The organism is Flavonifractor sp. An10, assembly GCF_002161215.1.
GTDB classification, from domain to species: domain Bacteria; phylum Bacillota; class Clostridia; order Oscillospirales; family Oscillospiraceae; genus Flavonifractor; species Flavonifractor avistercoris.
On the sequence record NZ_NFMB01000001.1, the window covers coordinates 522472 to 535123 of the forward strand.

Here is a 12652-nt window from a genome sequence, read left to right on the forward strand (position 1 = left end):
GGTTACATCGGGGCAGATTGGGGTTATACTATGGAATTGAAGGAAATTGAATCCGCCATTGAGGGCATCCTGTTCGCCGCCGGGGAACCTGTGGGGGTGGAGCGCATCTGCCTGGCCCTGGAGATCGACCGGGCCACGGCGGACGCGGTGTGCCAGCGTCTGGCGGACGCCTACAGCTATGAGCGGCGGGGCATCCGGCTTCTGAAGCTGGACAGCAGCTATCAGCTCTGCTCCGCGCCGGAGTTCGCCCCCTATATCCGCAGGGCCTTCGAGAGCCGGCGGCCCGCCCGCCTAAGCCAGCCCGCCCTGGAGGTGCTGGCCATCATCGCCTACTACCAGCCCGTCACCCGGGCCTATGTGGATCAGATCCGGGGGGTGGACAGCTCCTACACCGTGGGCCTGCTGCTGGAGCGGGAGCTCATCGAGGAGTGCGGCCGCCTGGCGGTGCCCGGCCGGCCCATCCAGTACCGCACCACCCAGAACTTCCTGCGCGCCTTCGGCCTGTCCAGCCTGGAGGAGCTGCCTGAGCTGCCCAACGCATCCCCGGAGGACGGACAGATCACCCTGGAGATGCAGGCGGCGCTGGAGAAGCTCCAGGCGGAGGAACAGGCGGAAGGGGAGACGGCCGATGTGACGGAGGAGGAGATCCTCCAGGCCGCCCGGGAGCTGGCCCAGACGGAGGAGGCGCAATAAGCCCATGACAGCCCTTGTGATCCTGGCCGCGGTGGTGCTGGCCCTGGTGCTCCTGGGCCAGATCCGCCTGGGAGCGGCGGTGGATTACACCGCCCAGGGCCTGTGCGTGCGCGTCAAGGCAGGGCCTCTGCGGATTCAGGCCTATCCGCGGCCGCCCAGGCCGGAGAAGCCGCAAAAGCGGAAAAAGAAGAAAAAAGAGCCGGACAAGCCCAAGGAGAGGGCAAGCCCGCTGGCCCAGCTCAGGCAGTACCTGCCGCTGATCACCGACGCGGCAGGGCGTTTGAAGCGGAAGATCCGCGTCGACAGCTTTACCCTGGAGTTCACCGCCGCGGCGTCCGACCCGGCGTCGGCGGCCCTGATGTTCGGCGGAGCCAATGCGGCGGTGGGTATGATCTGGCCCCTGGTGGAGCAGAATTTTAACGTGAAGGACAGGGACATCCGCACCCGGGTGGACTTTACCGCCCAGCGGCCGGAGATTGCCCTCTCCGCGGCGGCCACCCTCACCGCGGCCCAGGCCATCTCCCTGGCCCTGCGGCTGGCAGCGGGGTTTCTGAAAGCAAATTCCCAATCCAATTCCGGGGCCAAGGCCCCGGCCAGACAGAAAGAGGCGGTTTAAGCTATGGAAAAGCAGCATCCCATTGACGACCTCATGAGCACCACCATGCAGAAGCTCCGGGAGATTGCGGATGTGAACACCATCGTGGGTAAGCCCATCCAGGCGGGGAATGTGACCATCATCCCCATCTCCCGCCTGACGGTGGGCTTTGCCTCCGGCGGCAGCGACTTTGTCTCCAAAAACCAGAAGCCGGAGGCTGACAACTCCTTCGGCGGCGGCAGCGGCGCGGGGATGAACCTGTCCCCGGTGGCCTTCCTGATCGTCAAGGGGGACACGGTGAAGCTGATGCCCGTGGCGCCCCCGGCGGCCACCACCGTGGATCGTGTGGTGGAGATGGTGCCCGAGGTGGTGGACAAGGTCACCGACTTCATCGAGAAGCAGCAGGCCAAGGGCCAGGATAAAGGGGAGACGGGAGAGACATACTAAGGGCATCTTCTGCCCGAGGTGATGTCCCTTGAAGCGCGTCTCCGCCCTTCTGCTGGTTCTGGTACTGCTGTGCCCCGCCGCCGACGCGGCGGGGCCGTCCACGTCGGCCGCCTCCGCCATCCTGATCGACGGCGGCAGCGGCCGGGTGCTCTACGCCCAAAATGCCGACGAGGAGCGGCCCATCGCCAGCATCACCAAGCTGATGACCGCCCTGGTGGCGGTGGAGCGCCATCCGGAGCTGTCCGACGTGGTCACCATCCGGCCGGAGTGGACGGGCATTGAGGGCTCCTCCATGTACCTGAAGGCGGGGGAGCAGCTCACCCTGGAGGCGCTGCTCTACGGCCTGCTGCTGGTGTCGGGCAACGACGCGGCGGAGGCCATCGCCGGCTACTGTGCCGGGGACAGCGAGACCTTCGCGGCCTGGATGAACGAGAAGGCCGCCCGACTGAGGATGGAGCACAGCCGTTTTACCAACCCCAGCGGCCTGAACGAGGAGGGGCACTACTCCACCGCCGCCGACATGGCCCGCCTGGCCCGGGCAGTGCTGGAGCACGAGACCCTGGCCCGCATCGTCAGCACCCGATCCGTCTCGGTGGCGGGCCGCTCCCTCACCAACCACAACAAGCTGCTGTGGCAGTATGAGGGCTGCACCGGCCTCAAGACCGGCTATACCGAGGCGGCGGGGCGCACCCTGGTGTCCAGCGCGGAGCGGGACGGCCAGACCCTGATTGCCGTCACCCTCAATGACCGCAACGACTGGGCGGATCACGCCGCCCTGTTTGACTACGGCTTTGCCGGCTATCCCAATACCATGCTGGCCCTGGCGGGCCGGGCGGTGTCCGCGGTGCCGGTGTCGGGGAGCCTGTGCCGGTTTGTGCCGGTGGAGACGGTCTCCGACGTGTATTATCCCCTGACGGAAGGGGAACGGGTGGAGGCAAAAATCGAACTGTCCCAGGCGGTGGCGGCCCCTGTCCAGGCGGGGGAGACGGCAGGACAGCTGGTGTTCACCCTGGACGGAGAGGTGATCGGGGAGACCGAGCTGGTGTACAGCCAGTCCGTGTTCGACGACCGGGCCGGCCCCGGCCTGCTGGAGGGGCTTTTGAACCGCCTCCGCGGCGGGGCATAGCGAGGAATCTTTCTGTTGTAACCTATAAAAGGGGGGACGCGCCGTGGAGGAGCGGCTGCAAAAAATCCTGTCCGCCCGCGGCGTGGCCTCCCGGCGGGCGGCGGAGGGCTGGCTGGCCGCCGGACGGGTGACGGTGAACGGCCGCACCGCCCGGGTGGGGGACAAGGCCGACCCGGAGCGGGACGAGATCCGGGTGGACGGGCGGCTCCTGGCGGAGCCGGCCCGCCGTACTTATGTGATGCTCAACAAGCCGCGGGGCTATGTGACCACCCTGTCCGACGAGAGGGGGCGGAAAACCGTGGCGGAGCTGGTGACGGGCTGCGGGGCCCGGGTGTGGCCGGTGGGGCGGCTGGATCTGGACTCGGAGGGCCTGCTGCTCCTTACCGACGACGGGGCGCTCACCCAGCGGCTCATCCACCCCAGCCACGAGGTGGAGAAGGAGTACCATGTCCGGGTGGAGGGGGATGTGGCCGCCGCCCTGCCGGTGCTGCGGGGCCCCATGGAGCTGGACGGGATCCCGCTCCACCCGGCCCGGGTGGAGGAGCTGGGGCCCGGGCTGCTCTCCGTGGTGATCCACGAGGGGCGCAACCGCCAGGTGCGGCGCATGTGCGCCGCCGCCGGGCTGAAGGTGCGCCGCCTGAAGCGGGTGCGGGAGGGGGCGCTCCGACTGGGCGCCCTGCCGCCGGGGAAGTGGCGCCGCCTGACGGCGGAGGAGCTCCGTCTGCTGGGCCTGTGACGTCCCTCTTTGCAAGATTGGGAGAAAAACTTGCAAAAGGGGATTGCTTTTCCCCGCCAGACCCGGTATGATAAAGAAGATTGAAATCCGCGTCTGGGCGCCACTCCCGCCGGAGCGGACAGACAGTAGGGGGATCCATCCATGTCCAACGACATTTTATCGGTGATTCAGGGCAATATGCCCACCTTCTCCAAGGGACAGAAGCTGATTGCCAATTTCATTCTGGAGTCCTATGACAAGGCGGCCTTCATGACCGCCAGCCGCCTGGGCAAGACCGTCCGCGTCAGCGAGTCCACGGTGGTGCGCTTTGCCGCAGAACTGGGCTATGACGGCTATCCCGCCATGCAGAAGGCCCTCCAGGAGATGATCCGCTCCAAGCTCACCTCCATCCAGCGCATCGAGGTGTCCAACGACCGCATCGGCGACCAGGATATCCTGTCCATGGTGATGCAGTCGGACATGGAAAAGATCCGCATGACTCTGGAGGAGACAGACCGGGAGCATTTCAACCGGGCGGTGGACGCCATTGTGGCGGCCCGGCACATCTATATCCTGGGGGTGCGTTCGGCGGCGGCCCTGGCCAGCTTCCTGGGCTTCTATTTCAACCTTATCTTCGACCATGTGACGGTGGTGCACTCCACCTCCACCAGTGAGGTGTTCGAGCAGCTGCTGCGGGTGGGGCCCGGGGATGTGGTGATCGGCATCAGCTTCCCCCGGTACTCCCGCCGGACGGTGACGGCCATGCAGTTTGCCAGCGACCGGGGGGCCACCACCATCGCCCTCACCGACAGCGAGACCTCGCCTCTGGCCCCCATCTCCACGCTGAAGCTGCTGGCCAAGAGCGACATGGCCTCCTTCGTGGACTCCCTGGTGGCCCCGCTGTCCCTGGTCAATGCCCTGATCGTGGCCATCGGGCGGAAGAAGAACGACGACCTCTCCCAGACCTTTGAGACGCTGGAGCAGATCTGGGATGAGTATCAGGTCTATGAGAAGGTGGAAGAGAACCATTGAGTGATGTGATTGTTGTCGGCGGCGGCGCGGCCGGATGCATGGCCGCCCTTGCCGCCGCCCAAAGGGGGGCCTCCGTCACCCTGCTGGAGCGCAACCCCAAGCTGGGGCGCAAGCTGTACATCACCGGCAAGGGCCGCTGCAACGTGACCAACGACTGCACGGTGCAGGAGGTGCTCCAAAACGTCCCCCACAACAGCCGATTCCTCACCAGCGCCGTCACCCGCTTCCCGCCGGAGGCGGTGAAGGCGTTTTTTGAGGGCCTGGGCGTGCCGCTGAAGACGGAGCGGGGGAACCGGGTCTTTCCCCAGTCGGACAAGGCCGCCGACATCATCGACGCCCTGCTCCGCGCCCTGCGCCGGGCGGGGGTGTCCGTGGTGCAGGATCGGGCCGTGTCCCTGCGGCGGGAGGACGGCGCCCTCCTGGGTGTGGAAGGGGAGGGCGGCTTCTACCCCGGCGGGGCGGCGGTGATCGCCACCGGCGGGGTGTCCTACCCGCTCACCGGCTCCACCGGCGACGGCTATGCGCTGGCCCGCAGCGTGGGGCACACCGTTCTGCCCCCCAGGCCCAGCCTGGTGCCCCTGGTGGCAGAGCAGGATTTCTGCGCCAGGATGCAGGGCCTGTCCCTGCGCAACGTGGCCATCCAGGTGCGAAACGGGAAGAAAAAGGCGGTCTACGCCGAGCAGGGGGAGCTGCTGTTCACCCACTTCGGCCTGTCCGGGCCGCTGATCCTCAGCGCCAGCGCCCACATGCGGGATTTTGAGAAGGAGCACTACTACATCAACCTGGATCTCAAGCCCGCCCTGGACGAGGAGAAGCTGGACAAGCGGCTGCTCCGGGATCTGGAGGAAAACGCCAACCGGGATTTCCACAATGTGCTGGAAGGGCTGGTGCCCCGACTGATGGTGCCGGTGCTGGTGGAGCTCACCGGCATCCCGGCGGAGGAGAAGGCACATTCTGTGACCAAGGCCCAGCGCCGCCGACTGCTGGACACCCTCAAATGCCTGCGCATTGACATCAAGGGCCCCCGCCCGGTGGAGGAGGCCATCGTCACCTCCGGCGGGGTCAAGGTGTCGGAGGTCAACCCCACCACCATGGCGTCCAAGCTGGCCCCCGGCGTCTATTTTGCCGGAGAGGTGCTGGACGTGGATGCCTATACCGGCGGCTTCAACCTGCAGCTCGCCTGGGCCACCGGCCGGGCGGCCGGGGAGGCCGCCGCCCTGTCCTGCACTGAAAACCGAGGAGGAAGCAACCCATGACAGAGCACAAGAGCATCGCCGTGGACGGGCCGTCCGGGGCGGGGAAATCCACGCTGGCCAAGTTGCTGGCCAAGGAGCTGGGCTTTTTGTACGTAGACACCGGGGCGATCTACCGCACGGTGGGGCTGAAGGCATACCGGGAGGGGGTGGATCCGGAGGACGGGGCGGCGGTGACCGCCCTGCTGCCCGGCCTGAACATCGAGCTGAAATACGGCGGGGACGGCCTGCAGCACATGTACCTGGACGGCGAGGACGTGACCGACGCCATCCGTCAGCATGAGATCTCCCGGTATACCTCCTGTGTCTCTGCCGTTCCCGCGGTGCGGGACTTTCTGCTGGAGCGCCAGCGGGAGCTGGCCCGCACCCACGACGTGATCATGGACGGCCGGGACATCGGCACCGTGGTGCTGCCCCGGGCCGACGTGAAGATCTTCCTCACCGCCTCTCCGGAAGACCGGGCCCGCCGGCGCTATGAGGAGCTGTGCCAGCGGGGGCAGGAGACCGACTATGATACCGTCCTGCGGGATGTGATTCAGCGGGATGAGCACGATACCAGGCGGGCCGCCGCCCCCCTGCGGCAGGCAGAGGACGCTCTGCTGGTGGACACCACCGGCAACTCTCTGGAGAAGAGTCTGGGCGTCCTGCTGGACACCATAAAGGAGCGGCTGCATGCATGAATAAGAAGCCAAAGAAGAACCTTGTCTACTGTATTGCCTATATTGTACTCTGGGTGGTGTTTCGTATTGTGATGCCCACCCGGTGCATCAATAAGCAGAACCGCCCCAGGGGGGGCGCGCTGCTGTGCGCCAACCACACCCGCACCAACGACCCCCTGTTCATCGCCTACGCCCTGGGGTGGCGCTATCAGATCCATGTGATGGCAAAAGAGGAGATCATGCACTGGCCCTTCATCGGCTGGGTGCTCCGCCACGGCGGCATCTTCGGCGTCAAGCGGGGCAAGGCGGATGTGGCCGCCATCAAGACCTCCATCAAGTACCTGAAAAACGGGGAGCTGCTCCTCATGTTCCCCGAGGGCACCCGCCACCAGGACGGCGACTTCGGCGACGCCAAGACCGGCGCGGCCATGCTGGCCCTGCGCACCGGCGTGCCCATCATCCCCATCTACTTACCGGCGGAAAAAAGATTCTTCCGGTGGAATCCCGTGGTGTTCGGCGAGGCATACTATCCCAAGGTGCCGGAGGGGCGCAAGCCCACCCAGGAGGACTACCACGCCGTGGCGGATGATCTGATGGAGCGCATTGAGGCGTTGAAGCCTCAGGCCGGCCGATGAGAGTCGAGCTGGCCAGAACCGCCGGCTTCTGCTACGGCGTCCGCCGGGCGGTGCAGCTGGCGGAGGAGGCGGCGGGACAGGGCAGGCCCTGCGTCATGCTGGGGCCCATCATCCACAACCGGGACGAGATCTCCCGGCTGGAGGCCATGGGCGTGGGCCTGACCGCCTCGATGGAGGAGATCCCGGAGGGAAGCGCCGTGCTCATCCGCTCCCACGGGGAGGGGAGGGCCGTCCACGAGGCCCTGGCCGCCCGTGGGTGTACGGTGATTGACGCCACCTGCCCCAACGTATCCCGCATCCACGGCATTGTGTCCCAGGCGGAGGAGGAGGGGCGGCAGGTGCTGATCATCGGCACGCCCACCCATCCGGAGGTGGCCGCCATTGCCGGCTGGTGTGCCCGTCCCGTGGTGCTGGAGGGGGCAGAGGCCCTGTCAAACTGGCTGGATGAGGCCCCGGAGCGGCGGGAAATGCCCCTCACCATGGTGTCCCAAACCACCTCCACCCGATTTATTTGGGATTCCTGCGTAGAAAAAGCAAAAAAAGAGTGTACAAACTTAAAAATTTTTGATACAATATGTAATGCTACGTGTAAACGGCAGTCTGAGGCCCAGGCGCTTGCCGCGCGATCCGATGCTGTGGTCGTCATCGGAGGACGGGAGAGCTCCAACACCAAACGGCTGGCGGAACTATGCGGGGCGCTCTGCCCCATGGTGGTTTGGATCGAACGGGCGGCGGAGCTGGAACCTTCCACCCTGTGTCGGAAGGCTTCTATTGGAATCACTGCGGGCGCGTCCACGCCTGAGTGGATTATAAAGGAGGTCTATGACAAAATGAGCGACGAAAACATTGAGATCGAGGAATCCTTTGCTGAAATGCTGGAGAAGTCGATCAAAACTTTGCATACAGGGGAGAAGGTCACAGGCGTTGTCACTGGCATTACGCCCACTGAGATCTATGTGGATCTTGGGACTAAGCACGCCGGCTACATACCGGTGTCCGAGCTGACCGACGACCCTGCGGTCAAGGTTGAGGATCTGGTAAAAGTCGGCGACGAGATTGAGACCTATGTCATGCGCGTGAACGACCAGGAGGGTGTGGTCACCCTCTCCAAGAAGCGCCTTGACACGGTCAAGAGCTGGGAGGACATTGAGCAGGCCCGCGAGGAGCGCACCACCGTCGAGGGTGTGGTCACCGAGGAGAACAAGGGCGGCGTTGTCGTCAACATCAAGGGCGTGCGCGTCTTTGTGCCCGCCTCCCAGACCGGTCTGCCCCGGGACACTCCCATGAGCCAGCTGGTCAAGCAGAAGGTGCGCCTGCGCATCACCGAGGTCAACCGCGCCCGCAAGCGCGTGGTGGGCTCCATCCGCGCCGTGGAGGCCGAGGAGCGCGCCGCCAAGGCCGCCGAGGTGTGGGAGAACATCGAGGAGGGCAAGCACTACACCGGCACCGTCAAGAGCCTGACCTCTTACGGCGCCTTCGTGGACATCGGCGGCGTGGACGGCATGGTTCACATCTCCGAGCTGTCCTGGTCCCGCATCAAGCACCCCTCTGAGGTGGTGAGCGTGGGCGACACCGTGGACGTGTATGTCATCTCCTTCGACAAGGAGAAGAAGAAGATCTCTCTGGGCATGAAGGATCGCACCCAGAACCCCTGGGAGATTTTCACCGGCAAGTACAACGTGGGCGACGTGGCCAATGTCCGCATCGTCAAGCTGATGACCTTCGGCGCCTTTGCCGAGATCGTCCCCGGCGTGGACGGCCTGATCCACATCTCCCAGATCGCGGATCACCGCATCGACAAGCCCGGCGACGTGCTCAGCGAGGGCCAGATGGTGGATGTGAAGATCATCGACATCGACTACGAGCACGAGAAGGTCTCCCTGTCCATCCGCGCGCTCCTGGAGGAGCCCGCCGCCGAGGACGAGGACGTCAACGAAGAGTAATCACCTGATTGACCAAACAGCGCCATTTCCTGTGGAAATGGCGCTGTTTTTTTCGGATTTACAAAAAATAAACAGGAAACGGCTTGCAAAGGGGAAAAAAGGCGACTATAATACATTACGTAGGGTAAAATTGGAGGTATACGAAACGGAATGTTCTGCTGGGAGGTGGAAACGTGTTTCAGGTGGGAGACAAAATTGTCCATCCGATGCATGGTGCCGGCGTGATTGACAGCATCGTGCAGAAGAAAGTCAACGGCGTCGTCAGAGATTACTACATTCTCAAGCTGCCGGTGGGCGGCATGCTGGTGATGATCCCCACGGCCAACAGCGAGGAGATCGGCGTGCGGCCCGTCATTAAGGGCGAGGAGGCCGACCGGGTCATCGCGGCCATTCCGGGCATCAAGGTGGACATGATTCCCAACTGGAACCAGCGTTACCGGGAGAACATGCTGCGCCTGAAAAGCGGCAATCTGCTGGAGGTGGCCCGGGTGGTCAAGGGCCTGATGCTCCGGGAGGGGGAACGGGGGCTGTCCACGGGGGAGCGAAAGATGCTCCACTCCGCCAAGCAGATCCTGATCTCCGAGATCGTTCTCTCCCAGAATTCCAGCTATGACGAGGTGGAGGCGCGCATAAATACCGCCCTGGCCCAATAAGTCTGTAGGGGGCGGTTCTGCGGAACCGCCCGGCCGGGCCGGGCAAAATCAATTGGAGGGGGGAGCCGAAGAGGCTCCCTTTTTTTGAAAGGAGAGATGGACATGGCCGGACTGCTGGGCCGCCTGTTCCGGCGGCGGCGGGAGGAGGAGCTGCGCTGCTCCGCCGTGGTGCCGGCTGCGGGGAGCTCCACCCGCATGGGGCAGGATAAGCTGCTGCTCCCTCTGGGGGAGCAGCCGGTGCTGCTGCACACCCTGCGGGCGCTGGAACTGTGCCCCTATATCACGGAGATCGTGGTGGTGACCCGGGAGGAGCTGATCGTCCCCATCGGCCAGCTGTGCCGGGATGCCGCTTTGGAGAAGGTGCGCAAGGTGATCGTGGGCGGGGCGACCCGCAGCCACTCGGTGCTGGCCGGCCTGGGGGAGCTCTCCCCGGACGCGGAGCTGGCCGCCATCCACGACGGGGCCCGGCCCCTGGTGAGCCAGGCGGTGCTGGAGGCGGTGATCCGCCGGGCCTCGGAGTGCGGCGCGGCGGCCCCGGCAGTACCGGTGAAGGACACGGTAAAGCGGGCGCGGGACGGGCTGGTGACGGCCACCCTGGATCGGGCCGAGCTGCGGGCGGTGCAGACCCCCCAGGTGTTCCAGGTGGATCTGATCAAAACCGCGCTGCAAAAGGCCCTGGAGGACGGGGCGGAGCTCACCGACGACTGCGCCGCGGTGGAGCGGCTGGGCATCGGCGTGGCCCTGACAGAGGGGGACTACTGCAATCTGAAGCTCACCACCCCGGAGGATCTGGCGGTGGCGGAGGCGCTTCTGGCATGGAGGGAAGAGCAGTGAGAATCGGACACGGCTATGATGTACATAGGCTGGCGGAGGGGCGAAAGCTGATTTTGGGCGGTGTGGAGATCCCCTATGAGCGGGGGCTGCTGGGCCACTCCGACGCGGATGTGCTCACCCACGCGGTGATGGATGCCCTGCTGGGTGCCTGCGCCCTGGGGGATATCGGCCATCTGTTCCCGGACAGCGACCCGGCCTTCGCCGGGGCGGACAGCCTCCGCCTGCTGGACGAGGTGGTGTCCAGGCTCCATGCCGGGGGATTCCGGGTGGGCAATGTGGACGCCACCGTGCTGGCCCAGGCCCCCAAGCTGGCCCCCCACCTGCCCGCCATCCGCCGGAACCTGGCCGACCGGCTCCAGGTGCCCCTGTCCCGGGTGAGCGTCAAGGCCACCACCGAGGAGGGCCTGGGCTTTACCGGTGCGGGGGAGGGCATGGCCGCCCACGCCGTCTGCCTGGTGGAGGAGGACGGCTGACCGCGGACAACGGGGCAGAACCCGACGATCCTTTCGTGCATACACTGGCACGAGAGGAGCGTTTTGCTATGGTCTACTATCTCATCGTGTGCCGTTCGCTGACCTACGCCCAGCGGACGGCGGCCGCCCTGGAGCGGGCGGGCATCACGGCCTATATTCTCCGCTCGCCCAGAATCATCGCCGGCGAGGGGTGCAGCCACTCCGTCAAGGTGTCGGAGCGGAACCTGGCCCGCGCGCTGCTGGTGCTGGAGCGGGTGGGGCTCTCCCCCAGGCGGATCTATATCATGTCCGGGGACGGCGGCTATAAAGAGGTGCTGTTATGATCTATCTGGACAGCGCAGCCACCACCCTGCAGAAGCCGCCCGCCGTGGCCCGGGCCATGGCCCGGGCGGTGAACCATCTGGCCACCCCGGGGCGGGGCGGCCACGCCCCCGCCATGGCCGCGGCGGAGACGGCATTTGCCTGCCGCCGGGCCGCGGCGGAGCTTTTCCAGCTGGAGAACCCGGAGCAGGTGGTGTTTACCTTCAACGCTACCCACGGCCTGAACATCGCCATCCGCTCCCTGCTGGAGCCGGGGGACGCGGTGGTGATCTCCGGCTATGAGCACAACGCCGTCACCCGTCCCCTCCGCGCCCTGGGGGCGGAGGTGCGGGTGGCGGAGGCACCCCTTTTTGACCGGGAGGCCCAGCTGGCGGCCTTTGAGCGGCAGCTGGACGGGGACGTGAAGGCGGTGCTCTGCACCCACGTGTCCAATGTATTCGGCTTCGTGCTGCCGGTTGAGGAGATTGCCGCCCTGTGCCGGGCGCGGGGGATCCCCTTTGTGCTGGACGCCTCCCAGTCCGCCGGCTGCCTGCCGGTGCGGATGGGAGAACTGGGAGCGGCCTTCATCGCCATGCCGGGGCACAAGGGCCTCTACGGCCCCCAGGGCACCGGCCTGCTGCTGTGCGGCGCGGAGACAAAGCCTCTTCTCCAGGGGGGCACGGGCAGCGCCTCCGCCCTCCAGGACATGCCGGAGTTCCTCCCCGACCGGCTGGAGGCGGGCACCCACAACATGCCGGGCATCGCCGGCCTGCTGGAGGGCCTCCGCTACGTCCGGGCCCAGGGGACGGAGCGCATCCTGGCCCATGAGCGCCGGCTGCTCCGTCCGGCGGGGGAGACACTGGCCCGGATTCCCGGCATCACAGTGTTCCAGGCGGAGGAGCCGGCGGCCCAGGCCGGTGTGCTCTCCTTCCGGATCGACGGCATGGACTGCGAGGCGGCGGGGGAGGCCCTGGGCAGGCGGGGCATCGCCGTCCGGGCGGGGCTCCACTGCGCGCCCCTGGCCCACCGCTCCGCCGGCACCCTGGAGACAGGCACCGTCCGCGTCAGCGTCTCCGCCTTCAATACCCAGCAGGAGCTGCGCCGCCTGATCCGGGCGGCGGCCGAGCTGGCAGAGTACAGAAAATAGCCGCCCAGTGCGGCTGTTCGGGCTTGCCGATAAACCCACCGGCCGAAGGATTCGGAGGGAGGGATAGTGTGAAAGGGAACCGTCAGGGTTCCCTTTCGCGTTGGATCAAACAACTTTTTGAAACTTTTTTGAAGTTTCAAAAAGTTC

The 12652-nt window shown here is 65.8% G+C and carries 15 protein-coding genes; all 15 read left to right on the plus strand.

Annotated elements, in window-relative coordinates:
• Window positions 1-30 precede the first annotated feature (30 nt).
• The 15 genes from scpB (at window position 31) to B5E42_RS02705 (ending at window position 12505) form a co-directional block, all read left to right on the plus strand.
• The gene (scpB, locus tag B5E42_RS02635; RefSeq protein ID WP_087236600.1) at window positions 31-693 is read left to right on the plus strand and encodes an SMC-Scp complex subunit ScpB; all 663 of its coding nucleotides are present in this window, start codon (window positions 31-33) and stop codon (window positions 691-693) included.
• A 4-nt stretch (window positions 694-697) separates the two neighbouring features.
• A complete protein-coding gene (locus tag B5E42_RS02640) occupies window positions 698-1309 on the plus strand; it encodes a DUF2953 domain-containing protein (protein ID WP_087236601.1) in 612 nt (203 codons plus the stop codon).
• 3 nt (window positions 1310-1312) lie between these two features.
• Entirely contained in the window at window positions 1313-1735 is a 423-nt protein-coding gene (gene ytfJ / locus B5E42_RS02645; protein WP_087236602.1) for a GerW family sporulation protein, read from the plus strand.
• 28 nt (window positions 1736-1763) lie between these two features.
• A complete protein-coding gene (locus B5E42_RS02650; protein WP_087236603.1) occupies window positions 1764-2861 on the plus strand; it encodes a D-alanyl-D-alanine carboxypeptidase family protein in 1098 nt (365 codons plus the stop codon).
• Between the two features lie 43 nt (window positions 2862-2904).
• Window positions 2905-3597 carry a pseudouridine synthase gene (locus B5E42_RS02655; protein ID WP_087236604.1) on the plus strand — a complete coding sequence of 231 codons (693 nt, stop codon included), beginning with the start codon at window positions 2905-2907 and terminating at the stop codon, window positions 3595-3597.
• A gap of 141 nt (window positions 3598-3738) precedes the next feature.
• A complete protein-coding gene (locus B5E42_RS02660) occupies window positions 3739-4608 on the plus strand; it encodes a MurR/RpiR family transcriptional regulator (RefSeq protein ID WP_087236605.1) in 870 nt (289 codons plus the stop codon).
• A 38-nt stretch (window positions 4609-4646) separates the two neighbouring features.
• Window positions 4647-5864 (plus strand): NAD(P)/FAD-dependent oxidoreductase, encoded by a 1218-nt coding sequence (locus B5E42_RS02665; RefSeq protein WP_242966997.1) that lies wholly within the window; start codon window positions 4647-4649, stop codon window positions 5862-5864.
• Entirely contained in the window at window positions 5861-6541 is a 681-nt protein-coding gene (cmk, locus tag B5E42_RS02670) for a (d)CMP kinase (RefSeq protein WP_087236607.1), read from the plus strand. Before B5E42_RS02665 ends, cmk begins: the two co-directional genes overlap by 4 nt.
• Complete coding sequence (locus B5E42_RS02675; protein WP_087236608.1) at window positions 6538-7155, plus strand: lysophospholipid acyltransferase family protein; 618 nt, start codon at window positions 6538-6540, stop codon at window positions 7153-7155. Before cmk ends, B5E42_RS02675 begins: the two co-directional genes overlap by 4 nt.
• A complete protein-coding gene (locus tag B5E42_RS02680; protein ID WP_087236609.1) occupies window positions 7152-9098 on the plus strand; it encodes a bifunctional 4-hydroxy-3-methylbut-2-enyl diphosphate reductase/30S ribosomal protein S1 in 1947 nt (648 codons plus the stop codon). The genes B5E42_RS02675 and B5E42_RS02680 overlap by 4 nt, the downstream gene beginning before the upstream one ends.
• A 173-nt stretch (window positions 9099-9271) precedes the next feature.
• Window positions 9272-9751 (plus strand): CarD family transcriptional regulator, encoded by a 480-nt coding sequence (locus tag B5E42_RS02685; RefSeq protein ID WP_087236610.1) that lies wholly within the window; start codon window positions 9272-9274, stop codon window positions 9749-9751.
• Between the two features lie 102 nt (window positions 9752-9853).
• Window positions 9854-10585, plus strand: coding sequence for a 2-C-methyl-D-erythritol 4-phosphate cytidylyltransferase (gene ispD / locus B5E42_RS02690; protein ID WP_242966992.1), 732 nt, complete (start codon window positions 9854-9856; stop codon window positions 10583-10585).
• The gene (gene ispF, locus B5E42_RS02695; protein ID WP_087236612.1) at window positions 10582-11058 is read left to right on the plus strand and encodes a 2-C-methyl-D-erythritol 2,4-cyclodiphosphate synthase; all 477 of its coding nucleotides are present in this window, start codon (window positions 10582-10584) and stop codon (window positions 11056-11058) included. Before ispD ends, ispF begins: the two co-directional genes overlap by 4 nt.
• A 68-nt stretch (window positions 11059-11126) precedes the next feature.
• Window positions 11127-11381 carry a DUF3343 domain-containing protein gene (locus B5E42_RS02700; RefSeq protein WP_087236613.1) on the plus strand — a complete coding sequence of 85 codons (255 nt, stop codon included), beginning with the start codon at window positions 11127-11129 and terminating at the stop codon, window positions 11379-11381.
• On the plus strand, window positions 11378-12505 hold the full coding sequence (locus B5E42_RS02705; protein WP_087236614.1) for an aminotransferase class V-fold PLP-dependent enzyme: 1128 nt from the start codon (window positions 11378-11380) through the stop codon (window positions 12503-12505). Before B5E42_RS02700 ends, B5E42_RS02705 begins: the two co-directional genes overlap by 4 nt.
• The last annotated feature ends 147 nt before the right edge of the window (window positions 12506-12652 follow it).

Coding starts and splice junctions, on each gene's coding strand:
- scpB (WP_087236600.1), top strand. CDS start 31: ATGGAATTGAAGGAAATTGAATCCGCCATTGAGGGCATCCTGTTCGCC.
- B5E42_RS02640 (WP_087236601.1), top strand. CDS start 698: ATGACAGCCCTTGTGATCCTGGCCGCGGTGGTGCTGGCCCTGGTGCTC.
- ytfJ (WP_087236602.1), top strand. CDS start 1,313: ATGGAAAAGCAGCATCCCATTGACGACCTCATGAGCACCACCATGCAG.
- B5E42_RS02660 (WP_087236605.1), top strand. CDS start 3,739: ATGTCCAACGACATTTTATCGGTGATTCAGGGCAATATGCCCACCTTC.
- B5E42_RS02665 (WP_242966997.1), top strand. CDS start 4,647: ATGGCCGCCCTTGCCGCCGCCCAAAGGGGGGCCTCCGTCACCCTGCTG.
- cmk (WP_087236607.1), top strand. CDS start 5,861: ATGACAGAGCACAAGAGCATCGCCGTGGACGGGCCGTCCGGGGCGGGG.
- B5E42_RS02675 (WP_087236608.1), top strand. CDS start 6,538: ATGAATAAGAAGCCAAAGAAGAACCTTGTCTACTGTATTGCCTATATT.
- B5E42_RS02680 (WP_087236609.1), top strand. CDS start 7,152: ATGAGAGTCGAGCTGGCCAGAACCGCCGGCTTCTGCTACGGCGTCCGC.
- ispD (WP_242966992.1), top strand. CDS start 9,854: ATGGCCGGACTGCTGGGCCGCCTGTTCCGGCGGCGGCGGGAGGAGGAG.
- B5E42_RS02700 (WP_087236613.1), top strand. CDS start 11,127: ATGGTCTACTATCTCATCGTGTGCCGTTCGCTGACCTACGCCCAGCGG.
- B5E42_RS02705 (WP_087236614.1), top strand. CDS start 11,378: ATGATCTATCTGGACAGCGCAGCCACCACCCTGCAGAAGCCGCCCGCC.